23 protein-coding genes are annotated in these 23107 nt (G+C 70.3%); 10 read left to right on the top strand and 13 right to left on the bottom strand.

What is annotated here, in order from left to right:
- The first annotated feature begins 5 nt into the window (after positions 1-5).
- Genes OHS58_RS32020 through OHS58_RS32000 form a run of 5 tightly spaced genes read left to right on the top strand, consistent with a single transcriptional unit; the run spans position 6 to position 3367 of the window.
- A complete protein-coding gene (locus OHS58_RS32020) occupies positions 6-911 on the top strand; it encodes an aldose 1-epimerase family protein (RefSeq protein WP_328644985.1) in 906 nt (301 codons plus the stop codon).
- Positions 878-1366: a GNAT family N-acetyltransferase gene (locus OHS58_RS32015; protein ID WP_328644984.1), complete on the top strand. Its 489-nt coding sequence runs from the start codon at positions 878-880 to the stop codon at positions 1364-1366. The genes OHS58_RS32020 and OHS58_RS32015 overlap by 34 nt, the downstream gene beginning before the upstream one ends.
- A 9-nt stretch (positions 1367-1375) precedes the next feature.
- Entirely contained in the window at positions 1376-1873 is a 498-nt protein-coding gene (locus OHS58_RS32010) for a hypothetical protein (protein WP_328644983.1), read from the top strand.
- A gap of 21 nt (positions 1874-1894) precedes the next feature.
- Positions 1895-2104 (top strand): hypothetical protein, encoded by a 210-nt coding sequence (locus OHS58_RS32005; RefSeq protein ID WP_328644982.1) that lies wholly within the window; start codon positions 1895-1897, stop codon positions 2102-2104.
- Positions 2105-2149: 45 nt separating this feature from the next.
- Complete coding sequence (locus OHS58_RS32000; protein WP_326944655.1) at positions 2150-3367, top strand: amidohydrolase; 1218 nt, start codon at positions 2150-2152, stop codon at positions 3365-3367.
- A 69-nt stretch (positions 3368-3436) separates the two neighbouring features.
- On the opposite strand, the gene OHS58_RS31995 is transcribed toward OHS58_RS32000, so the two are convergent.
- Complete coding sequence (locus OHS58_RS31995) at positions 3437-3976, bottom strand: Uma2 family endonuclease (RefSeq protein ID WP_328644981.1); 540 nt, start codon at positions 3974-3976, stop codon at positions 3437-3439.
- A gap of 226 nt (positions 3977-4202) precedes the next feature.
- Positions 4203-5342: an acyl-CoA dehydrogenase family protein gene (locus tag OHS58_RS31990; protein WP_328644980.1), complete on the bottom strand. Its 1140-nt coding sequence runs from the start codon at positions 5340-5342 to the stop codon at positions 4203-4205.
- 104 nt (positions 5343-5446) lie between these two features.
- On the opposite strand from OHS58_RS31990, the gene OHS58_RS31985 reads away from it, so the two are divergent.
- From OHS58_RS31985 to OHS58_RS31970, 4 genes are all read left to right on the top strand, one after another.
- On the top strand, positions 5447-6022 hold the full coding sequence (locus tag OHS58_RS31985) for a TetR/AcrR family transcriptional regulator (protein ID WP_247058349.1): 576 nt from the start codon (positions 5447-5449) through the stop codon (positions 6020-6022).
- Positions 6023-6063: 41 nt separating this feature from the next.
- Positions 6064-7005, top strand: a complete 942-nt coding sequence (locus tag OHS58_RS31980) for a carbohydrate kinase family protein (protein WP_328644979.1) — start codon at positions 6064-6066, stop codon at positions 7003-7005.
- Positions 7006-7202: 197 nt separating this feature from the next.
- Positions 7203-8519 carry a citrate synthase gene (locus OHS58_RS31975; RefSeq protein ID WP_326944651.1) on the top strand — a complete coding sequence of 439 codons (1317 nt, stop codon included), beginning with the start codon at positions 7203-7205 and terminating at the stop codon, positions 8517-8519.
- A 65-nt stretch (positions 8520-8584) separates the two neighbouring features.
- Positions 8585-9931: a cryptochrome/photolyase family protein gene (locus OHS58_RS31970; RefSeq protein ID WP_328644978.1), complete on the top strand. Its 1347-nt coding sequence runs from the start codon at positions 8585-8587 to the stop codon at positions 9929-9931.
- Positions 9932-9973: 42 nt separating this feature from the next.
- Here OHS58_RS31970 and OHS58_RS31965 read toward each other — a convergent pair whose 3' ends face one another.
- The 6 genes from OHS58_RS31965 to OHS58_RS31940 form a co-directional block, all read right to left on the bottom strand.
- Positions 9974-11164, bottom strand: coding sequence for an ABC transporter permease (locus OHS58_RS31965; protein ID WP_326957379.1), 1191 nt, complete (start codon positions 11162-11164; stop codon positions 9974-9976).
- Positions 11161-12090 (bottom strand): ABC transporter ATP-binding protein, encoded by a 930-nt coding sequence (locus OHS58_RS31960; RefSeq protein ID WP_328644977.1) that lies wholly within the window; start codon positions 12088-12090, stop codon positions 11161-11163. Before OHS58_RS31960 ends, OHS58_RS31965 begins: the two co-directional genes overlap by 4 nt.
- Complete coding sequence (locus OHS58_RS31955) at positions 12083-12637, bottom strand: hypothetical protein (protein WP_328644976.1); 555 nt, start codon at positions 12635-12637, stop codon at positions 12083-12085. Before OHS58_RS31955 ends, OHS58_RS31960 begins: the two co-directional genes overlap by 8 nt.
- Positions 12634-12903 (bottom strand): helix-turn-helix transcriptional regulator, encoded by a 270-nt coding sequence (locus OHS58_RS31950; protein ID WP_247058337.1) that lies wholly within the window; start codon positions 12901-12903, stop codon positions 12634-12636. The genes OHS58_RS31955 and OHS58_RS31950 overlap by 4 nt, the downstream gene beginning before the upstream one ends.
- Before the next feature lie 568 nt (positions 12904-13471).
- Positions 13472-15013, bottom strand: a complete 1542-nt coding sequence (locus OHS58_RS31945) for a glycerol-3-phosphate dehydrogenase/oxidase (protein ID WP_328644975.1) — start codon at positions 15011-15013, stop codon at positions 13472-13474.
- Positions 15010-15573 (bottom strand): TetR/AcrR family transcriptional regulator, encoded by a 564-nt coding sequence (locus OHS58_RS31940; protein ID WP_247063704.1) that lies wholly within the window; start codon positions 15571-15573, stop codon positions 15010-15012. Before OHS58_RS31940 ends, OHS58_RS31945 begins: the two co-directional genes overlap by 4 nt.
- Positions 15574-15670: 97 nt before the next feature.
- On the opposite strand from OHS58_RS31940, the gene OHS58_RS31935 reads away from it, so the two are divergent.
- Positions 15671-17290: an FAD-binding oxidoreductase gene (locus tag OHS58_RS31935; RefSeq protein ID WP_328644974.1), complete on the top strand. Its 1620-nt coding sequence runs from the start codon at positions 15671-15673 to the stop codon at positions 17288-17290.
- Here OHS58_RS31935 and OHS58_RS31930 read toward each other — a convergent pair.
- The 5 genes from OHS58_RS31930 to OHS58_RS31910 form a co-directional block, all read right to left on the bottom strand.
- A complete protein-coding gene (locus OHS58_RS31930; protein ID WP_328644973.1) occupies positions 17287-17850 on the bottom strand; it encodes a gamma-glutamylcyclotransferase family protein in 564 nt (187 codons plus the stop codon). The two genes, OHS58_RS31935 and OHS58_RS31930, sit on opposite strands and share 4 nt — an antisense overlap.
- A 65-nt stretch (positions 17851-17915) precedes the next feature.
- Positions 17916-19013 carry an S-(hydroxymethyl)mycothiol dehydrogenase gene (locus tag OHS58_RS31925; RefSeq protein WP_326944643.1) on the bottom strand — a complete coding sequence of 366 codons (1098 nt, stop codon included), beginning with the start codon at positions 19011-19013 and terminating at the stop codon, positions 17916-17918.
- 352 nt (positions 19014-19365) lie between these two features.
- Positions 19366-20628 carry a peptidase C39 family protein gene (locus OHS58_RS31920; RefSeq protein WP_328644972.1) on the bottom strand — a complete coding sequence of 421 codons (1263 nt, stop codon included), beginning with the start codon at positions 20626-20628 and terminating at the stop codon, positions 19366-19368.
- A 71-nt stretch (positions 20629-20699) separates the two neighbouring features.
- Positions 20700-21101, bottom strand: a complete 402-nt coding sequence (locus OHS58_RS31915; RefSeq protein WP_328644971.1) for a PaaI family thioesterase — start codon at positions 21099-21101, stop codon at positions 20700-20702.
- A gap of 111 nt (positions 21102-21212) precedes the next feature.
- Entirely contained in the window at positions 21213-22940 is a 1728-nt protein-coding gene (locus tag OHS58_RS31910; RefSeq protein ID WP_328644970.1) for a TIGR03767 family metallophosphoesterase, read from the bottom strand.
- Between the last annotated feature and the right edge of the window lie 167 nt (positions 22941-23107).

Raw genomic sequence — 23107 nt, 5'->3', positions numbered from 1 at the left:
TCCGCATGGGCAACCCGACCGGTCAGCAGTTCGAGATCACCCGCGGCAACGCGCGCGCCGTCGTCACCGAGATCGGTGCGGGCCTGCGCGCGTTCGAAGTCGGCGGAGTGCCGTACGTCGAGGAGTTCGCCGAAGACGCGAAGCCGCCGAAGGGCGCCGGGCAGGTGCTGCTGCCCTGGCCGAACCGGACCAAGGCCGGCCAGTGGACGTTCCAGGGTGAGAAGCAGCAGCTCGAGATCACCGAGGAGGCGCGCGGCAACGCCATCCACGGCCTGACCCGCCACCTCGAGTGGGAGCTGCTGGAGCACGCCGAGTCGTCGATCACCCTGGCCGTCGACGTCGAGGTGCAGCCGGGCTGGCCGGTGCCGCTGCGCGCGACGATCACCTACGACCTCGCGCCGCGCGAGCTGACCATCACGCACGAGATCCGCAACGAGGGCGAGCAGCCGATCGGCGTCGGCGTCGGCACGCACCCGTACTTCCGGATCGGCGACGTCCCGACCGACGAGCTGACCCTCACCCTGCCCGCGAGCCGCGTCCGGCCCTACCTCGGCGACGAGCAGATGCCGTACGCGCCGGAGCAGGACGTCGAGGGCACCGAGTTCGACTTCCGCGGCGGGCGCGTCCTCGAAGGCGTCGACCTGGACACGGCGTTCGGCGGTCTCACGACGGCCGACGACGGGCTGCACCACTTCTTCCTCGCCCACGGCGACCAGCAGCTGCTGGTCTGGACCGGCCCGGACTTCCACTGGGCCCAGGTCTTCACGCCGGACGACCTGGTCGGCCGCGGCCGCGCGGTGGCGATCGAACCGATGACCTGCCCGGCCGACGCGCTCAACACCGGCACCGACCTGGTCGAGCTGGAGCCGGCGGCGTCGTGGTCGGGCAGCTGGGGCATCCGCGTCAAGTGAAGCCGCTTCGCCTGGGCGTCGCCGACGCGGGTGAAGTGCTGACGCTGCAACGCGCCGCGTACGTCAGCGAAGCCCGCGCGCACGACGACTTCGACCTGCCGCCGCTGCTGGAAACCTTCGCGGAGGCGCAGGCGGCGTTGGAGTCGTGCCTCTCGTGGGGTTTCCGCGAGAACGGCCGGCTGCTCGCGTCGGTGCGGCTGACGGTGACCGGGCACGTGGGTCTGGTGACCCGGCTGGTCGTCGCGCCGGATCGGCAGGGTGCCGGCCTGGGCGGCGGGCTGCTGCTCGCGGCCGAGGCGGCGGCCCCGCCGGAGGTGACGGTGTTCCGGCTGTTCACCGGGTCGAAGAGCGTCGGGCCGCTGGGGATGTACGCGAAGCACGGCTACCGCGAGACGCACCGGACGCCGGAGAACAACCACGAATTGGTGCACCTGGAGAAGGCGCGGGTTCCGTAGGCTGCTCCGGTGCAGACGGTCTCGTTCTGGCAGGCCTGGGGGCTGTGGTTCGACGGCCGGTCCGTGGCGGGTTTCCGGCTGTGGGGCCTGCCGGTGCTGTGGTGGGGCCGGTTCGGCAAGCTCGGCCAGTTCACCGGCGGCCTGGCGGCGATCATCGACATCGTGGGCGTCGCCCGCATCACGGGGTGGGGCGAGCGGCTGCGGGCGAGGCCGGTCGAGGGACAGCGGCAGACGCTCGCCGAAACCTGGCGCCGAAGCCGGGTGATCTTCCGGGCCGCCTACCGCGACCTCTTGGCCGACTACATCCGGCCGAAGCAGATGAAGGAACGGCGCATCGAAGGGCGGACCGGCGAGCCGAAGCGCGAACCGCTCGACGCGGAGACCCGCCGGGTCAAGCGCATCCTGGTGACCGTCGTGCTCGTCTGGGCGGCGCTGATGTGGGCCCTGACGATCTGGGCCCGCTCAGCGTGGGACGGCGGGTCCGTCGAGCAGGACCTGCCCTGGTGAGTGGCGATTCTGGTTGTCGTCTTGACCTTTCCGCTCTCGCTCATGGCCGTGTTCACCGGCATCTCGCTCGGCCTGAACCTGCTGGCCCGGGCCTGGCCGCTGGTCGTCTACGGCTTGTTCGTCCGGCCGCCGCTCGTGCTGCTGCGCGGTCCGCAGCCCGACCGGTCGCTGCGCGTCATCGGCGTCCTGCTGGTCGTCGTGGGTTTCGCGTTCGATCTGCTGGCGAGCTGAGCCCGGCTCGCGCCTGCCCGGACCAGTTCGTTAGCGTGGCGAACTATGGCGAAGGCAATTGTCGGGGGCTACGTCGTCCCCATCGACGGTGATCCCATCGACAACGGCACGGTCCTGATCGACGACGGCAAGATCGTCGCGATCGGCACGGAGGCCGACGTCGACATCCCGGAGGACGCCGAACTGGTCGACGCGGCCGGCACCTGGGTGCTGCCCGGCTTCATCGACGCCCACGCGCACCTCGGCGTCCACGAGGACGGCGAGGGCTGGTCCGGCAACGACACCAACGAGATGACCGACCCGAACGGCGCCCGGTTCCGCGCGATCGACGGCATCGACCCGTACGAGCCCGGCTTCGACGACGCGCTGGCCGGCGGCGTCACGAGCGTCGTCATCAAGCCCGGGTCGGGCAACCCGATCGGTGGCCAGACCATCGGCGTCAAGACCTGGGGCCGCAGCATCCTCGACATGGTCTTCGCGGAGCACGTCAGCGTGAAGAGCGCGCTCGGCGAGAACCCGAAGCGCGTGTACGGCGAGAAGAAGCAGACGCCGTCGACCCGGCTGGGCGTCGCGGCGATCCTGCGCGAGGCGTTCACCAAGGCCCGCAACTACCAGGCGAAGCGCGACCACGCGGCCGCCGAGGGCAAGCCGCACGAGGTCGACCTGACCCAGGAGGTCCTGGCCAAGGTCCTCGACGGCGAGCTGTACTGGGACCAGCACGTCCACCGCGCGGACGACATGGTCACGGCGATCCGCCTCGCCGACGAGTTCGGCTACAAGCTCGTGATCAACCACGGCACCGAAGGCCACCTGATCGCGGACCTGCTCGCCGAGCGCGACGTCCCGGTCATCCTCGGGCCGCTGTTCACCACGAAGTCCAAGGTCGAGCTGCGCAACCGCACGCTGCGATCCGCGGGCATCCTGGCCCGCGCCGGCGTCAAGATCGCGATCACCACGGACCACCCGGTGATCCCGATCAACTTCCTGGTCTACCAGGCGGCGCTCGCGGTCAAGGACGGCCTCGACCCGCACACGGCCCTCAAGTCGCTGACTGTCAACCCAGCTGAGATGCTGGGTCTGGACAGTCAGATCGGCTCGCTGAAGCCGGGCCTGGACGCGGACGTCGTCCTCTGGTCCGGCGACCCGCTGGACGTGATGAACCGCGCCCTGCGGGTCTTCGTCCGCGGCGCCGAGGTGTACCACTTCGACGAGCAGCTGGGCGAAGGCGTATCGGCGGACCGCCGGTACCGAGAGTCCCGCTGACCGTCCCCAGAGCGGACGGACGACACGCCGGTTACCGGGCGGTTCCAGCGTGTCGTCCGTCTATTCACATCACGACAGCAGGGCGTCGAGGTCGAGCTTGACCGGGAACGGGACGTCGGTCGCGAAGGTCCCGGTGACCGCGGCAGCGTCCACGTAGCCGCGGCAGGCGGCGAGCGAGACCGGCTCGCCGAGGTCGACGATCCAGTAGTGCGGAATCCCGGCGTCGGCGTACTCGTCGTGCTTGACGCGGTAGTCGGTGCGCCGGGAGCCCGGCGACACGATCTCGACGACCACGGCCACCTCGTCGGCGCGGATCAGGTCGCCGGCGCGCGCGACCGCGGCCCGGTCGAAGACCAGCAGGTCCGGGCGGCGGGAGAAGCCGGGCTCGCCGTGCGGTGCCAGTTGCAGGTCAAGGTCCGTGCCGAGGGCGAAGGCGAGATCGCGCGGCAACTGCCGTTCGAGCTGTCCGGCCAGCCGGCACGCGGCCATGTTGTGCCTCCGGCCGGCGCCGGGTGACGGCACCACCCGGCCTTCGACCAGTTCGGTGAAACCGCGGTCGGTTTCCCCGAGCGCTCGGTACTCCTCGACGGACAGCAGACGGCCGGACATGGGGTAACGGTATCCGTGCCGGCCGTGCGACAGCCTTCGCTGGACCGGGCTACAAGACCCCCGGCCGACAACCCGTAACCCGCGTGATCGAAGCCGCGACTCGCGTGATTGAGGCCGGAACTCGCGTGATTGGGGCCGGAACCGCGAGTTCCGGCCCCAATCACGCCGGATACGGCCCGGATCACGCGAGTTCCGGCTCGGATCACGCGGGTTCGGGGTAGCCGGGCTACGCCGAGGCCTTCAGTTCGCGGGCGATGACCATGCGCTGGATCTGGTTCGTGCCTTCGAAGATCTGCGGGACCTTCGCCTCCCGCATGTACCGCTCCACCGGGAAGTCGCGCGTGTAACCGGCCCCGCCGAGGACCTGGACGGCGTCCGTCGTCACCTTCATCGCGCCGTCCGTGGCGACCAGCTTGGCGATCGACGCCTGCCGCTGGAACGGCATCCCGCGGTCGCGTCGCCGGGCCGCGTCCAGGTACGTCGCGCGCGACGACTCGACCGTCGCCGCCATGTCGGCCAGCAGGAACTCGACGCCCTGGAAGTCGATGATCGGACGGCCGAACTGCGAGCGGCCCTTCGCGTAGGTGACCGCCTCGTCCAGCGCCGCCTGCGCCAGGCCCACCGCGCACGCCGCGATACCCAGGCGTCCCGAACTCAAGGACGACAAGGCGATCCGAAGTCCCTGCCCCTCCGCGCCGATGAGCCGCGAAGCCGGCACCACGGCGTTGTCGAAGTTCAGCTGGGCCGTCGGGGAGCCCGTGAGGCCCATCTTCCGTTCGCGCGCCGCCGCCGAGAGGCCGGGCGTCGAGCCGTCGACCAGCAGGCAGGAGATGTCCTGCTCGCTCGTGCGGACCATCGTCGTGTAGAAGTCCGCGACGCCGGCGTGGGTGATCCACGCCTTCGTGCCGTTGACGACGTAGTCCGAGCCGTCGAGCCGCGCGCGGGTCGACAACGCGGCCGCGTCCGAGCCCGCCTGCGTCTCCGACAACGCGTACGCGCCGAGCAAACCCCCTTCGAGCATGTCCGGCAGCCACTCGTCACGCTGCTCGTCCGTGCCCCAGTTGGCCAGGCCGTAGCAGGACATCGTGTGCACCGAGAGCCCGACGCCGACCGTCATCCACGCGGCCGCGATCTCCTCCAGGACCTGCAGGTACACCTCGTACGGCACGTCGCCGCCGCCCCAGCGCTCCGCGTACGGCAGCCCCAGCAGGCCGGACTTGCCGAGCAGCCGGAACTGCTCGCGCGGGAACCGCTCGGCCTCCTCGGCCTCGGCCGCGCGGGGTGCCAGCTCGTCGCGGGCGATCTCGGTCGCCAGCGCGACCAGGTCTTCGGCGTCCGAATCGGGCAGCAGGCGTTCGGCAGGCATGGTCGTCCTCCCAGACAACGGTACTGAAAACAGTACTGTGGGTCTGTTGAGAGTACAGTACGACGAGCCCGGGGTGGTCGTGAGACGTAGGAGATAGTGGTCCGATGGAAGCCAGTCGCAGGCCCACCGCGAGGCAGCGCGCCCTGCTCGCCGACCTCGAGGCCCTCTTCCTCGCGGAGGGTTTCGCCGCCTTCACCCTGGACGACATCGCCGCCCGCCTGCGCTGCTCGAAGTCGACGCTCTACGCGCTCGCGCCCAGCAAGGAGCAGCTCGCCGTCAAGGTCGTCGCCCAGTTCTTCCGCGGCGCCGCGGCGCGCATCGAGGAGCGGATCGCCGGGATCGACGACGCGCCCAAGCTCATCGGCGAGTACCTGGCCGGCGTCGCCGAGCACCTGAATCGCGCGTCGGCGACCTTCATGCGCGACATCGCCGAGTTCGCCCCGGCGCGCGAGACCTACCAGGTCAACAGCCGGTTCGCGGCGCAGCGGATCCACGCGTTCATCGACAAGGGCGTCGCCGACGGCGTCTTCCGCGACGTCCACGCCCGCCTCATCGCCGAGATGACCGGGCTGATCGTCGAGGGCATCCAGACCGGCGTGCTCGCCCAGCGCACCGAGGTGTCGGACGCCGAAGCGTTCACCGCGCTGGGTGAGCTGTTGCTCGGCGGGCTGAACAAATAGCGGACAGGAATTGTCAGCTGAATCTCCTCTAAACTCGCCGCGTGATCGTCGTAGGCGGAGAAGCTCTCGTAGACCTCGTCCCGGGTGACCCCCTGGACTCCACTGTGGACGGTGGGCTGCGCGCGCTGCTGCCGCGCCTGGGCGGCGGGCCGTACAACGTCGCGCTGGCCGCGGGCCGGCTCGGCGTGCCGGCGGCGTTCCTGTCGCGGGTGTCCACCGACCGCTTCGGCGAGGCGATGGTCGAGCGGCTGCACGCGTCCGACGTCGACACGTCGCTGCTGCAACGCGGCGACGAGCCGACGACGCTGGCCGTCGTCGCGCTCGACGCGAAGGGCGCCGCGCACTACACGTTCTACGTCGAAGGCACGGCGGATCGGCTCGTCGCCGACCCCGGCGCGCTGCCGAAGCAGGTCACCGCGCTTTCGCTCGGCACGCTCGGCATGGTCCTCGAGCCCGGCGCGTCGGCGTACGAGGCGATGCTGCGGCGCGAGGCCGCCCGTGGCGTGCTGACCGTGCTCGACCCGAACATCCGCGAAGCGCTGATCACCGATCCGGCCGCCTACCGCGCCCGGTTCGCGTCGTGGCTGCCGGACGTCCGGTTGCTGAAGATCTCCGACGACGACACCGCGTGGCTCACCGAAGGCGCCGACCCGGTAGCCGCCGCGAAGACGTGGGTCGAGTCCGGTGTGGACGCGGTCGTGCTCACCCGGGGCGCCGACGGCGTCGCGGTGATCACCGCCGCAGGTGAGGTGGCCCACGTGCCGTCGCGCAAGGTCACGGTGGTCGACACCATCGGCGCCGGCGACACCGTGCAGGGGGCGCTGCTGGCCTGGCTGACCACCCGCGAGGTCTCGGACCTGGCCTCCCTGGACGCGGACGCGTGGCGCGAAGCCCTCACCTTCGCCGCGAAAGCCGCCTCGATCACCGTGTCGCGCAGTGGCGCGGAGCCGCCCACATCGGCCGATATGGCATCCACCGTGTGAACCTGGTCCCAAAGCGGGTACCAGGGGCAACGTCACCGCTGCGCGGTGCCGGGGTTCTCGACTAGCGTAGAGGGGCATTCTTCATACCCCAGCGGGGCGGTGTGCAGCGAGGCGCCAGTGTTTCCTCGCGTGAACACGTGGCTACCTGTGGAACCTACAGGCGCCGCCGTCCCGTGCCCAACGTGAGAGGGACTTGCATGTCCGACGCGACGACTGCGGGGCAGTCCGGCGGCGAAACCGCGAAGCTGAGCCTTCCGAGTGGCGAGCACGAATTCAAGATCGTCCACCCGGTCGAGGGCGCGCCCGGGATCGAACTGGGGAAGCTGCTGGCGCAGACGGGGTACATCACCTACGACCCCGGTTTCGTCAACACCGGCGCCGCGTCGTCGGCCATCGCCTACATCGACGGCGACGCCGGCATCCTCCGCTACCGGGGTTACCCGATCGAGCAGCTGGCCGAGAAGTCGACCTTCATCGAGGTCTCCTACCTGCTGATCTACGGTGAACTGCCGACCGAAGCCCAGCTTTCCGACTTCACCCAGAAGATACAGCGCCACACGCTGCTGCACGAAGACCTCAAGGCGTTCTTCAGCGGCTTCCCGCGCGACGCGCACCCGATGCCGGTGCTGTCCAGCGCCGTGTCCGCGCTGTCGACGTTCTACCAGGACTCGCTCAACCCGTTCGACGAACCGAACGTCGAGCTGTCCACCATCCGCTTGCTCGCCAAGGTCCCGACCCTGGCCGCGTACGCGTACAAGAAGTCCGTGGGCCAGCCGCTGCTGTACCCGGACAACTCGCTCGGCCTGGTCGAGAACTTCCTCCGCATGACGTTCGGCTTCCCGGCCGAGCCGTACGAGGTCGACCCGGACGTCGCGAAGGCGCTCGACCTGCTGTTCATCCTGCACGCCGACCACGAGCAGAACTGCTCGACCTCGACCGTGCGCCTGGTCGGCTCGTCCGAGGCGAACCTGTTCGCCTCGATCTCGGCCGGCATCAACGCGCTGTTCGGCCCGCTGCACGGCGGTGCGAACGCCGCGGTGCTCGACATGCTCGAGGGCATCAAGAACGACGGCGGTGACGTCGCCAAGTTCGTCGAGCGGGTGAAGAACAAGGAAAAGGGCGTGAAGCTGATGGGCTTCGGGCACCGGGTCTACAAGAACTACGACCCGCGCGCGAAGATCATCAAGAACACCGCCGACGAGATCCTCGGCAAGCTGAAGGGCGGCGACCAGCTGCTCGACATCGCCAAGAAGCTCGAGGAAACCGCGCTTTCGGACGATTACTTCGTTTCGCGCAAGCTGTACCCGAACGTGGACTTCTACACCGGCCTGATCTACCGGGCGCTGGGCTTCCCGACGAAGTTCTTCACGGTGCTGTTCGCGCTCGGCCGCCTGCCGGGCTGGATCGCGCACTGGCGCGAGATGATCAACGACCCGGCCACCAAGATCGGCCGCCCGCGGCAGATCTACACCGGCCACGCGTCGCGGGACTACACCCCGATGTCGGAGCGCTGAGCTTTCTGACCCTGATAAACGCCCCGTCGTGCACTGGCACGGCGGGGCGTTTATCGTTGTCCGGCGTGACCAAAGAAGCACCCGTCGTCCTGTGGTTCCGCCGCGACCTGCGCCTCGGCGACCACGCCGCACTGCTCGAGGCGTCGAAGCACAGCAAGCACGTGCTCGCGCTGTACGTGCTCGACGAGGCGCTGCTCAAGCCGTCCGGTGACGCGCGGACGGCGTTCCTCTACGGCTGCCTGGAGAAGCTCGACGAGCAGCTCGGCGGCCGGCTGATGCTGGTGCGCGGCGACCCGGCGGCCGAAGTGGTCCGGGCCGCGCGCAAGATCGGCGCGTCCGCGGTGCACGTCAGCGCCGACACCGGCCCGTACGGCCGGCGCCGGGACGCCGAGGTCGCGAAGGCCTTGGCGGAGAACAACATCGACTGGGTGGAGACGGGCTCGCCGTACGCGGTGGCGCCCGGGCGTGTCACCAAGCCGGACGGCGACCCGTACCGCGTCTTCACGCCGTTCTTCCGCGCCTGGACCGCGCACGGCTGGCGCGCGCCCGCGGACACCGGACCGTCCCTTGTGGACTGGGTCGAGCCGCCGAAGTCGTTGAAGATCCCCAAGCCGCCGCGCGTGTCCGCGGTGCTGCCCGAACCGGGGGAGCAGGCCGCGCTGGACGTCTGGCACGCCTTCCTCGACGGCGGCGTCGACACCTACGACGAGGACCGCGACCGGCCGGATCGTGAAGGCACCACGCGGATTTCGCCGTACCTGCGCTGGGGGTGCGTCCACCCGCGGACGCTGCTGGCGGACCTCGCCGGTGACGACCGCGTCGGCGCGAAGTCGTTGCGCAGCGAGCTGTGCTGGCGCGAGTTCCACGCCGACGTCCTGTGGCACCGCCCGGAAACCGCGCGCAAGAACTACGACAAGCGCTTCGACAAGATGAGCCACGACGACGACCGCGAGGCCTTCGACCGGTGGTGCGCCGGGAAGACGGGCTACCCGATCGTCGACGCCGGGATGCGGCAGCTGCTGGCCGAAGGCTGGATGCACAACCGCGTCCGGATGGTCGTCGCGAGCTTCCTGGTGAAGGACCTGCACCTGCCGTGGTGGCAGGGCGCGCGGCACTTCATGAACCACCTCGTGGACGGCGACCTCGCGTCGAACCAGCTGAACTGGCAGTGGGTCGCGGGCAGCGGCACCGACGCGGCGCCGTACTTCCGGATCTTCAACCCGACGACGCAGGGCGAGAAGTTCGACCCGAACGGCGACTACGTCCGCAAGTACGTGCCGGAGCTGCGTCCGGTGCAAGGGAAAGCGGTCCACAAGCTGAAGGACCGCCCCGCGGACTACCCGGAGCCGATGGTCGACCACGCCCACGAGCGCCAGGTGTCCTTGGAGCGGTACGGCGCGATCACCTCGTGAGTGTTTAGGGCGGTTAGAACCGCCCTAAACACTCACGACCGGTCAGCCGCGCAGGGCCTCCGACAGCTTGATGCGGCTGCCGATGCGCAGCACGCTGTTGCCGTAGATCTTGCCGCCCAGCCAGGTGAGCAGCGCGACCAGCGCGACGGTCAACCCGAGCGACAGCCCGATCTCCCAGCCCGTCGCGGCGCCGGTCGCGATCCGGGCCGGCATCAGGATCGGCGAGAGCAGCGGGATCAGCGAGACGACCTTGGTCGCCGTGCCGTCCGGGTCCTGCAGGAGCAGGTTGAACCCGGAGACGAACCCGATGATCAGCACGACGTTGATCGGCCCGACCACGGACTGCGTGTCCTCCTGCCGCGACACGAGTGAGCCGAGCGCGCCGTAGATCGTGGCGTACAACAGGAACCCGAGCAGGTACCAGAGCAGGCCCCACAGCAACGCGCCGGTCGCGAAGCCGGTCAGGGAGAGCACGCCGGTCGCCGTCGCCGCGATCAGCCCGGCGACGGTGAGGATGACGAGCTGCGTCAGGCCGACCAGGCCGAGCCCGATCACCTTGCCCAGCAACAGCTGCCACGGCCGAACGCTGGCGAGCAGGATCTCCACGACCCGGCTCGACTTCTCCTCGACGACGCCCTGGGCGACCATCATGCCGTAGGTGATGATGCTGATGTAGAGCAGGAACGCGACGATCACGCCGAGGATGAGCCGTTCCGTGTGGTCGGCGGGCTCCGGCGACAGCGCGTCGTCCTGCACGTGGGTGCCGTTGACCTGCGCCATCACGTCGGCGGGTTCGAGCTGCGCGGCCGAGAGGACGCCGTCGAGCACCTGCTGCTGCGCGACCTGGTCGAGCACCGTGCGCAGGCTGGTGTCCAAAGAGGACTTGTAGGTGGCGGTCAGCTTCGCCGCGCTGCCCGAGACGAGCGCGTCGAAGTCGCCGTCCTCGACCTTCTGCTTGCCCTCGGCGGGATCGGTGACGATGACCGTCGAGATCTGCTGGCCCGACTGCGCCGCCTTGGTCTGCAGCTGCTGGGCGATCCCGATGGCCTGCCCGGTCAGCCCGACCGTGCGCTTGTCCGCCGCCCCGGCCAGCGCCGTCTGGAACCCGACGTAACCCAGCAGCAGCACCAGCATCACGACGGTGCCGATCACGAACGAGCGGGTGCGCAGCCGCGTGTTCAGCTCACGCTTCATCACGAGCCAGACGGCCCGCCGGCCACTCAGCGTCCTCATCGTGGCTCCCCCTTGTCCGCTGTGTCGTTCTGAGAGACGGCGTCGCGGAACAGCTCCGTCAGTGTGCGGCGGCGATGGCTGAACTCGGTGACCGGCCCGGTCGACAACGCCGCGGCGAGCACGGCCTGGTCGTCGGCGCTCGGTTCGAGGCCGAGCACGGTGGTCGTGTCGCGTTCCTCCAGCACGCGCACGCCGGGCAGGCTCGCGGCCCAGCCGGGACGCGCACCCGGCGCCGTCACCACGAGCTTGCTGCCGGCTTCGGCGGTCAGCTCGCCGACGGTGCCGACGGCGACCATCCGGCCGTTGCGGATGATCCCGACGCGGTCGCAGAGCCGTCCGACGAGGTCGAGCTGGTGGCTGGAGAACACGACCGGCACGCCGGCCGCGGCCTTCTCGCGCAGCACCGCGCTCATCACGTCGACGGCCAGCGGGTCGAGGCCGGAGAACGGCTCGTCGAGCACCAGCACGGCCGGGTCGTGCACGAGCGCCGCGGCCAGCTGGACGCGCTGCTGGTTGCCGAGGCTGAGCTTCTGCACCTCGTCCTTGCGGCGCTCGGCCAGCCCGAGCCGGGTGATCCAGGTTTCGGCGTTGCGGTGGGCTTCGTTCGTGGTGAGGCCGTGCAGCTCGGCGAGGTAGACGAGCTGGTCCAGCACCTTCATCTTCGGGTACAGCCCGCGTTCCTCCGGCATGTAGCCGATGTGCGTGCGGGTTTCGTGCGTGATCGGCTTGCCGTCGAAGCGGACCTCGCCGCCGTCCGCGGCCAGCACCCCCAGTGCGATCCGCATCGTCGTGGTCTTGCCCGCGCCGTTGCTGCCGACGAAGCCGAACAGCTCCCCGGCGCGGACGTCGAACGTGACGCCGTCGAGCGCCACTTTCGCGCCGTAGCGCTTGGAGATCGCGTCGATCTCCAGGTTCCCCTCACTCATGTGTGTCCCCCTCTTCGAAATCCTCGGGGTCGTCGTCCGGGAGCGACCAGCCCAGCACGACGGGCGGGACCGTGGTGCCGGTGACCAGCAGCGCGGACATCATCATCACGCCGCGGAACGCGCCCTCGGCCTGCCCGGCGACGACCAGGGTGTAGAACATCGCGACCAGCATCAGCGCGACGAGCGCCAGGTAGCCGATGTAGGTGACGCGGTGGCGCCACTCGCGTTCGCGCTCGTCCAGCAGCCGGGAGAAGCTCCCGCTCATCCGGCCGGTCAGGATCTTCAGCAGCGTGAAGGCGGCTCCGCCGGCCAGCAGCGAGCCCGTCCAGAGGCCGAAGTACAGCCACGGCGAGACCAAGGTGAAGACGGCCGCGCTGCCGACGAGCACGAGGTCGGCAACGACCAGCACCCCGGCCAGCGCGCGCCGGTGCCGCCGGTCGCGCCAGCCCGGCAGCCGCTGGGCGTGCCGCAGTTCGCGTTCGTCCATCTTGTCGAGCTGACGTTCCCAGTAGGCCGCCAGCCGACCCTGCTGTTCGATCATGGTCATGCTCCCCCCTCGCGGTAAACCTGGGTGGACAGTGGCAGGAACGGCTCGCGGCTGAACACCGCTTCGACCGGCAGGTCGAACACCGCGCAGATCCGGAAGGCCAGGTCCAGGCTCGGATAGTGATCGCCGCGCTCGAGCGCCCCGATGGTCTGCGGGTTCACTTCGACGGCGTTCGCCAACGCGGCCCGGCTCATCCCCCGCTCCGCACGAAGCACGGGAAGCCGGTTGTGGATCGGCAGCTCCTTGCCGCGTCTGACCGGACTCATGAAACGTACTGTTGCAAAAACCCAACGACTCGTCAACCTAAGAGAACATCAAGCCTGCTTGTCCACAGCCCGTTTGTGATGTGGACAGCTCGGCCTCGGCGAAGGCTTTTCGCGGGGTTTGTCTGGGGGTGCCGATACGCTGGAAGCGGGGCCGGTCCCCCGGAGAGGGCGGGGGCTGCTTTTGGGCGGCGGGCGTGGCCGGCGAGTTCAACGGCGGCGCGGCTGGCGGGTTCCTGGGGTGGGGGCAGGCCGGGTGGTGGGCGCTTAGCTGGCACGTTCGTGGTGGGGCTGCCGGGATTCGAGCGGCACTTTCACGTAAAAGTGCCGCTTGGGGCGAGACTGTCGACGGGTCCGCAGCCGCGGTGTTGCCACGGCCGCGTCGGAGGGCCGACGCGATCGTTCGCGGATGACTGCTTCTGACGATGGAGGTTTCGGGACGTTCAACGTCCCGAAACCTCCATCAACGGCTAGTAGCCGGGGCGCGGGTGGAGTGAGCAGCGGTCGGTTCGCCTGGTCGCGTGCTCTCCGCCGCCAAGCGGCACTTTCACGTGAAAGTGCCGTCTCGGCGTCAGGCCAGGCCGGCCAGGGCTTTGTCGACCAGTTCGGCCACTCGTGGGGTCGCCGCGGCGGCGTCCGCTGGGACCAGGGCCAAGCGGGTCCGGCGTTCCAGCACATCCTCGATGTCCAACGCGCCCTCGTTGCGGACCGCCCAGACGATCTCCGCCGCCGTGATCTCCGTGCCCGGCGATACCGGTGCCGCGAACTCCGCGTCCAGCTCGCCCAGTGCCGCGACCCGGGGGGCCTCCGTGCCGTACTTGGCCACCAAGCGGGCCGGGGCGTCCACAAGGGACAGATCCTCGCGGCGGGCCGCGCCCAGCAACGGAAGTCTGGCCGTTCGGCAAGGCGAAGCCGACAGCCCGGCCAGTCGCACCGCCGCGTCGACCGCGTCTTCCGCCATGCGCCGGTACGTCGTGAGCTTGCCGCCCACCACCGTCAGCAGGCCGTCGGAACCCGCCAGCACCGCGTGTTTGCGGGACAGGTCCGCCGATCGGCCCCCCGTGCCCTCGATCAGCGGGCGCAGGCCGGCGTATGAGCCCGCGATGTCAGCGCGGGTCAGGGGGCGTGACAGGACCGACGACGCCAGTGACAGCAGGAAGTCCACATCGGACTCGGGAACCGTTGGCACGTCCGGCAACGGACCCGAAACGGGCTCGTCCGTCAGTCCCAAGTAGACGCGGCCGTCCGGCTGGGGGAGCAGGAACACGAACCGGTTGGTCTCGCCCGGCACGCCGATGTTGATCGACGTCGTGCCCATCGGGACTGTTCCCGGCGCCAGCACCAGGTGCGAACCGCGCGATGGGCGCAGGCGGACCGAGCCGGTCAGCGTGCCGGCCCAGACGCCCGTCGCGTTGATCACCTGGCGGGCGACCAGGTCCAGCTCGTCGCCCGAAACGCCGTCGCGGACGCGGACGTGGTCGGCTGTCACCGAGAGCGCCGACAGCCGGGTGAGGATGCGTGCTCCGAACGTCGCGGCTGTTCGGGCCAGGGAAACCACCAGGCGAGCGTCGTCGACAAGAGCGCCGTCGTACGCCAGCAAGGCTCCGCGCAAGCCGGAAGGGGACAACCCGGGCGCCAGGGCCAACGCTTCGGCGGCCGGGATCGTGCGGGGGCGCGGCAGCACCGACGACGGCGTGCGCGCGGCTCGGCGGAGGCCGTCGCCCGCGCGCAAGCCCGCCGACACCAGCGCCTGCTGCGTCCGGGATGTGCTGGGGTACAACGGGAACAGCTGCGGCATCGCGCGCGTGAGGTGTGGCGCCGTGCGCGTCATCATGATGCCGCGCTCGACCGCGCTCTCGTGCGCCAAGCCCAGTTCGCCGTGCGCCAGGTACCGCAGTCCGCCGTGGACGAGCTTCGACGACCAGCGTGACGTCCCGAAGGCGAGGTCGTGTGCCTCGACGAGCGCCACCGACAAACCGCGGGACGCCGCGTCGAGCGCGATCCCGGCGCCCGTGACGCCGCCGCCGACCACGATGACGTCGACGCGCTCGCCCGACGCCAGTTCCGCGAGCTCGCGTTCGCGGCGCCGCGCGTTGAGCGAACCGGACGTCATGGTTTCAAGGCCGCGTCGAGCACGTGGGTGAACTCCGCCATCAGCGCCGCCGGGTCGAGGTCCATCGTGGCCGGCCGCAGCGAGAACGCGAAGGACTGGACCAGTAGCAGCACCGACCGGGCCTGCGCCGCGACCGGCGCGCGCCGGACCGAGCCGTCCTGGTGGCCGGCTTCCAGCAGCTGGTGCAGCACCTGCTCGGCGAACCGCTGGGTCGCGCCGAGCCGCTCCACGATGTACGGCAGCACCAGCTCGGGGTCGACGTCGAGCAGCGTGCGGAACAGCGGGTCGTTCGACAGCGCGCGGATGCCGGCCGAGGCGATGAGCACGAGCCGCTCACGGCTGTCCGCCGCCTCGGCGCCGCGTTCGCTCGCCGTGCGCAGCAAGCCGCTGAACTCGCGCGTCATCAACGCGGCGAGCACGCTGCGCACGTCCGGGAAGCGACGGTAGACCGTCATCCGGCTGACGCGGGCGGTGCGGGCGATTTCGGCGAGTGTGGTGCGGCGCACACCGACGGCCAGCACGCAGGTGCGCGCGGCGTCGAGCAGCACGTCATCGGCCACTCGCGTCGCCGTCTGCCGGTTACGGGTGTCCGCGAGCGCGGAAGATCCCGCGGTCTGCGTGGTGTGACGTTTCACGTCCATATGTCACACTGTAGTCGTGAACGAGCTGATTGACCACCGTCTCCGTCAGTCCTGGACCGCGGAAGCCGCCGACGCCGCCCAGCTGCCCGCGCGGGCGGCGAAGTGGCTTGAACAGCGTATAGGCCAGGTGGCTCCCAGCGCTGCACAGGTGGCCGAATTGACGGTGAAAATACCGTCGTCAAGTTTGGCCGAGTCTGCAGTGGAAGCGCTGTCCGAGGTCGTCGGAACCGCGAACGTGCTGGTCGACGACGCGGCGCGGCTCGCACGGGCCACCGGGCTGTCCTACCTGGATCTCCTGCGCCGTCGGTCGTCCGCGGTGGACTTCCCGGTGCCGGACGCGGTCGTGCTGCCCGCCGGGCCGGACGAGGTCCAGGCGGTGCTCGACGTCTGCGTGCAGCACGATGTCGGAGTTGTCCCGTTCGGCGGCGGGACCTCTGTGGTCGGTGGGGTCGCGGCGCTCAGCGGCGGGAAGACGTCCGTGATCGCGCTCGACCTCGTCCGGCTCGACGCGCTGGTGTCGGTCGACACCGAATCGCGCATCGCCGTGCTGCAGGCCGGCGTCCGCGGACCGGAAGCCGAGCGGCTGCTCGGCGAGCGCGGCCTGACGCTCGGGCACATCCCGCAGTCGTTCGAACGCGCCACGATCGGCGGCTTCGCGGCGACGCGCTCGGCCGGCCAGGCGTCGGCCGGCTACGGCCGGTTCGAGGACATGGTCACGGGCGTCCGGCTGGCCACCCCGCGCGGTGAGTGGAAGCTCGGCGTCGCCCCGGCGTCCGCGGCCGGGCCGGACCTGCGCCAGCTCGCCGTCGGCAGCGAAGGCACGCTCGGCGTCATCACGGAGGTCTCGCTGCGCGTCCGGCCGGCGCCGCCGGTCAAGCGGTACGAGGGTTACGCGCTGCCCGGCTGGGAAGCCGGCGCGGCGGCGGTCCGTGACCTCGCCCAGAACCACGTGCTCGCCGACGTCACCCGGCTGTCCGATGTGGACGAAACCGAGGTGTCGCTCGCGCTGAACGCCGGGCTCAAGACGACGGCGCTGCGCAAGTACCTGGCCGCGCGCGGGGTGCGGCGGCCGTGTTTCCTCATCGTCGGCTGGGAAGGCACCGCGCACGACGTCGCGGTCCGGCGCCGCGAGACCACGCGCCGGCTGAAGGCGCTCGGCGCGGTGCGCGTCGGCAAGGCGCTCGGCGAGTCCTGGCGGCACGGCCGGTTCGGCGGCCCGCGCCAGCGTGACGCCCTGATGGACCGCGGCGTCTGCGTCGAGACGCTGGAGACCGCGACGTACTGGTCCACTGTGGACGAACTGCGCGACGACGTCCGCGCGGCGCTGACGGCGTCGCTGGGCCGCGCGATCGTCATGTGCCACATCTCGCACGCGTACGAGACGGGCGCGTCGCTGTACTTCACGGTGCTGACCGCGCGCGACCAGGCCGACCCGGTCGGGCAGTGGCAGCGCGCGAAGGCCGCGGCGTGCGAGGCGATCAGCGGCCTGGGCACGATTTCGCACCACCACGCCGTCGGCGTCGACCACGCGCCGTACCTGAGCGCGGAGATCGGCAAGCTCGGCGTCGAGGTGCTGCGCGCGGCTAAGTCCGCGGTGGACCCGACCGGGATCCTGAACCCAGGCAAGCTGATCTAGGGGAAGGTGCGCCCGTCCGGTGGCTCGACGACCTCGCACGCGACGCCCGGGCCGGCCGCTTCCTCGCCCCGCAGCTCGACGGCCTGCGCCTGCGGGACGTCGGCGGTGCGGACGGGCTTGCCGTCGACCAGCAGCGGGAAGCGGATCGGCATCGCGCCGATGTAGGCCAGGACGTCGGTGACCTTGCTGCCGTCTTCGAGCGTGATGTCCGGGTCGGTCAGCCGGACGAGGTGGTAGCGGTTGCCGCGGCCCTCGCAGACGTCGAGCACCGCGAGCTGGTCCGGCGTCACGAACCAGACGGCGTGCTCCTCGACGCCCGGCAGCGCGGTGAGCGTCGCCGGGCGCTGGCCGTCGCGGTAGCGCAGGCCGGACGCCCAGACCGCGGCGAGGCCGTCGCACCGGGCGTGCGCGACGACGACCGGGCCCCGCAGGCCCAGCTCGGCGCGCATCCAGCTGATCTTCGACGGGTTCGCGTTGGAGCCGTACGCCAGCACGGCCTGGCGTTGCCGCCAGCCGTCCGGCGCCGTGTCCAGCGGGTAGCCGGCGCCGTCGGTGTGCACGAAGGAGAAGCCCGGCCGGGTCCCCGGGTAGGGGTCGGCCGGGTAGTCCTCGTCGACGAAGAGCGTCAGAACGTCACCACGCTACGCAGGACGTCGCCGTGGTGCATGCGCTCGAAGGCCTGCTCCACGCCGTCGACGCCGATCCGCTCGGTGACGAACTTGTCGAGCGGCAGCCGGCCCTGCAGGTAGAGGTCCACCAGCATCGGGAAGTCGCGGCTCGGCAGGCAGTCGCCGTACCAGGACGACTTGAGCGAGCCGCCGCGCGAGAAGAAGTCGATCAGCGGGAGGTCGTTCAGCCGCATCTCCGGCGTCGGCACGCCGACGAGCACGACGGTCCCGGCCAGGTCGCGGCCGTAGAACGCCTGGCGCCAGGTCTCCGGCCGGCCGACGGCGTCGATCACGACGTCCGGGCCGAAGGAGCTGGTGGCGTCCTGCATGGCCTCGACGACGGCTTCTTCGCTCAGCCCGCGGCTGTTGACGGTGTGGGTGGCGCCGAAGTCCTTGGCCCACTCCAGCTTCCGGTCGTCCATGTCGATCGCGACGATCGTGGTGGCCCCGGCCAGCTTCGCGCCCGCGATGGCCGCGTCGCCGACGCCGCCGCAGCCGATGACCGCGACCGAGTCACCGCGGGTGACGGCGCCGGTGTTGATCGCCGCGCCGAGCCCGGCCATCACCCCGCAGCCGAGCAGCCCGGCGACGGCCGGTTCGGCGTCGCGGCTGACCTTCGTGCACTGTCCGCTGTGGACGAGCGTCTTCTCGAGGAAAGCGCCGACGCCGAGCGCGGCCGACAGCTTGGTGCCGTCGGCGAGCGTCATCGGCTGGGTGGCGTTGAACGTCGAGAAGCAGTACCACGGCTTGCCGCGCTTGCAGGCCCGGCAGGTGCCGCAGACCGCGCGCCAGTTGAGGATGACGTAGTCGCCGGGTTCGATGTCGGTGACGCCGTCCCCGACGGCCTCGACGACGCCCGCGGCCTCGTGGCCGAGCAGGAACGGGAAGTCGTCGTTGATCCCGCCTTCGCGGTAGTGCAGATCGGTGTGGCAGACCCCGCAGGCCTGCACGTTGACGACGGCCTCGCCGGGCCCAGGATCGGGCACCAGAACCGTCTCCAGCGAGACCGGCTCGCCCTTCGCCCGCGAAACGACCCCCTGGACCTCGTACGGCATGTATCCACCTTCCGGCTGCACTGCTGGTTCGTCCGCAGCTTGCCACGGATCACGCGCAGATGGCGACATCCGCATGAGTGAGAGTCGATGCGGAGGGTGCGCTGTGTTGCGCTTCACGCAACTGTGCGGCCGGAGTTGGCGATGGCCTATGCGTGCGTGGCGAGCCAGGCATCGATGACGTCGAGGTCACCCGGCGCGAGGCCGACGCTCGGCGTGACGGTGTGGAGCAGTGCCTGCCCCGGGTGGTGTGCCGCCACCCAGCGCTGATCCGGCCAGGTCAGCGCGGACAGTCATGAGGGGCACCCTGAGGGACACAACGTCCCTGAGGGTGCCCCTCACGACACGTCGAGGGTCAGGCCGGCGTGATGATGTACGCGATCCCGCCCGGGCCGCCCGCTACGGTTCCGTCCGCGCGGTAGCGCTGCGTGCGCTGCCAGATCTTCTCGAACTGGTCCCGCTTGTAGACGTTGCGCACCCGGTCGTTGCTGCTCGACGCCGGGTCGTTGACGATCACGTCGCCGTCCTTGGTGAAGCCGACCACCACCATGATGTGGCCCGCCGTGCCGTAGCCCGCGCCGTCCAGCTCGGAGGCCAGGAACGACTGGGACGTGATCACCGGGATGCCGCGGACGATGTAGTTCTCCAGCTCGTTCAGCGAGTGCAGCCGGGTGATGTGCCCGCGCAGCCCGCGTGACGCCGCATACGCCGTGTTGAACGGCCAGTTGCCCGTGCCGTCGTACGCGTGGTCGTAGGTGTAGCGCGCCGCGAACGCCACCGACGGGTCGACGTAGTCCGACGGGATCCACGACATCTCCGCCGCCGACGGCTTCTTGCCCCAGTACTCGGCCACCATCTCCGTCGACGTCGGGCTGCACCATGCCTCGCCGCCCCCGCCGTACTGCGGGAACTGTCCCTTGTGGAGGTTCTGCGCGTACGCCGGCACCTTCAGCTCGATCCCGCTCGCGCGGCCCGGCTTCGTCGTCTGGACGTCGAAGCGGCTCGGCACCGCCGAGGTCATCGCGCCCAGCGACGTCACCGACGGCGTCGCGTGCGAGCCCGCCTCGCGGTAGAGGCTGATCCGCAGCTTGTACGACTTGAGCGTGACGCCGGCCTTCGTGACCAGGGTGTCGACGTCGACCAGGGCGTTCGCGTCGTCCTGGCCGTCGACGCTGGTGCGCAGGATGTCGGCGTCGCCGCTGGCCCAGCGGCCCATCACGTACCAGCCGGTCTCCGCGCCCGCCGCCGTCTTGCCTTGCGCCTCGACCTGCAGCCAGGTCTTCGCCGGCGTCTGCGCGTTCCACGACGACACGAGCTGCGTCGCGCCGAAGCCCTGGCGGTACGACGGGGACGTCCACTGGCCGTATTCGTACGTCTTCGTCGTGCCCAGCTCGGGCTCGGCGTGCTCGACCGTGCCGATCGGGCGCGTGATGCGCAGGCCGTCGCGGGTCAGCGCGAGCCCGGCGAAGCTGCCCTCGTGCAGGCGGCCGCCGGCCCACTCGTGGTAGTCGATCGACTCGTCGTCGCCCGGCCGGCCGGGCGCGGCCTCGGCGACCTGCGCCGTCACCGCCGTCAGCATCACAACGGACAATATGGCGAACAAACTGCGTACACGCATCCCGGCTCCTCGTTCGACCCACCCAGTAGCCAGGGATTTTCGCCGGTCCGGCCGGGTATGTAAACAGGTACCTAGAGGACGGCCTGGGTCTGTGTCACTTTCGCGACCAACCTGCCGTCGTCGTCGTGGATCTCCGTCTCCACCACGACGAACTTGCGGCCCGCGTGCAGTGGTCCGGACGACGCAGTGGCGTAGCCCGAACGCACCGCGCGCAGGAAGTTCGTCTTCGACTCGACGGTCGTCGTGCCCTGCGCGCCCTCGGGCAGGTTGAGGAACGCGCAGACGGCGCCGGTCGAGTCGGCCAGCGCCATGAGCGCGCCCCCGTGCAGCGCGCCGCCGAGCGTGCAGAGGCTCTCGTCCCACTTCAGCCGGCTGCGCACGAGCGCGGGCCCGTGCTCCAGGACCTCGACGCCGAGGCGTTCGGAGAACGGCATGGAGCGGTGGAAGAGCTGCGTGCCCTCGGGATCGGTCATGCCTCGCAGCTTGCCGGACGCCGAGGCTGCGGGTCGATTACCTCCGGGGTAGTCGTGAGTGGTTAGGGCGGTTAGAACCGCCCTAACCACTCACGACAAGCCGCGGAAGACTCAGGACAGCGGGTTGACGAGCAGCAGTTCCGTGTTGTGGTCCGCGTCCGAGCCGACGCGGCCCAGGTCCACGTGGATGTCGTTGTACGACAGCTCGCGGTACAGGGACGCAAGCGCTTGCGGGGTCCGGGCGTCGTAATCCACGGCGTACGGTGCTTCCGCCTCGATCAACGTCGTGAACAGCGACAACGTGCCGTCGGCGTTGTCCGCGACCTCGACGATGCGGGCCTGCTGCGGGAAGTCGACGTGCGACGCGGTGTTGATCTCCCAGAAGCTCTGCTTCGGCGTGCCGCCGGCGTGGGCGGTGATCTGGTTGCGGTGCGTGTGGCCGTTGACCCAGGCCAGCACGTTCGGGAAGCGCTTGAGCAGCGCGACGAACGCGTTGCCGTCGAGGCGCGGGTCGAGCAGGTGGCGCGAGTCCGGCAGCAGATTGCCCATCGAGCCGCTGGTGTGGTGGCTGAACAGCAGGAACAGCTCGTCGGTGACGCTGTGGGTGACCTTGCGGCCGAAGAAGTCGTAGTACGCCGAGCTGCCGCGCTTGAGCGTCGACTCGACCCAGCTGTACTGCGCGAGGCCGATCGAGCCGTCGGCGAACCCGGCGTCGGTCGTCGTGTCGAGGCTGATTCCGGTGATGCCCGGCGCGATCCGGAACGTGTAGTAGACGGCCTTGCCGTCGGCGTTGTCGGCGCCGAAGCCGTGCCCGACCGGGCCGGGGCCGGTGTTGGCCGTGTCCAGGTGCGCGCGGACGAACTCGCCGGTGCTGAACGGGCGGCGACGCGCGTCCGGCGTGATCTCGCGGATCGTGCCCCCGCCGCCGAACAGCTCGGCGACCGGCACGCTCGAGCCCGGCTTCTTGATGGCCGCGGCGAGCTTCTTCGCGGTGCTCTCGTCCTTGCCGATCACCTTGTACTTGCTGGTGTACCAGGCGTCGATGCCGGGGATCTGGGCCGGCAGCGACCCGACGATGCTGTCGTCGTGGTTGCCGAAGGTGCAGAACCACGGGACGTCGAGACCCGGCGCGGTGAACGTCCCGATGCCCGCTTCGAGCAGGCCGGGCAGCTGCGGGAAACCCTTGGCGGAGTAGGCGTCGGCGCCCGGGGTGGCCGGGTTCCAGAACGTGCTGTTGCCGGAGTTCTGGACGCCTTCGTACGCGCCCGCGTCGCCGGAGTTCGGCGTGATGCTGCCGCCGTTGAGCAGCTTGAGGAACCAGTCGAGCTCGATCAGCTCGTGGTTGTCGGTGTTGTCGCCGGTGGTGACCATGAGGTCGAACGGCCGGCCGGTGAACGGGCCCTGCCGCACGCTGTTGACGCGTTCGACGAGCGCGCTGGTCGCGACGGTCCCCAGCGCTTCCTGCGGCCGGTGCGCGGAGCCGATGTAGGGGTGCAGGTACTCGAAGCGCGCGGGGCTCTCGGTGTCGGTGATGTGCAGGTCGGTGAACTGCACGAACGCGCTGAGCGCGCGACGCCGGTCGTCGCGCCCGGCCTGCGGGGCGGCGAGGTCGCTGCGGACGACGAGCGGCCAGCCGGGGCCGGCGCTCAGCCGGGAGTAGGTCGTGGTGCCGCCGCCGGTCGCGACCTGCTCGAGGGTCGTCCCGGCGGTGCTGACGGAGCGGGTGGAGGTGAGCCGCAGCGCGCGGTCGAGCGCGTTCGCGGTGGGCGTGCAGAGCAGCAGCCCGAGACCGGCGGCGCCGGCGGCGGTGGCGAAGGTGCGCCGCGTGAGTTCGGCCATGGTGTCTCGCTCCCCAGGTATCTCGGTTGCCCAGCACCGTGCCGGACGACGTTGACCACACGGTGAACATGAAAAACATTCACCGTGACACTTGGGTTCACCATGTCACGGCGGCTGGGTGGGGTGTACCGCCGAAGGTCGTGGTCATTTCCGCCGCTGGCGCTGCC

The organism is Amycolatopsis sp. NBC_00348, from assembly GCF_036114655.1.
In the GTDB taxonomy this organism is placed as follows: domain Bacteria; phylum Actinomycetota; class Actinomycetes; order Mycobacteriales; family Pseudonocardiaceae; genus Amycolatopsis.
The sequence above is the reverse complement of the archived record's forward strand: the minus strand, read 5'-3'. Positions and strand labels throughout refer to the sequence as shown.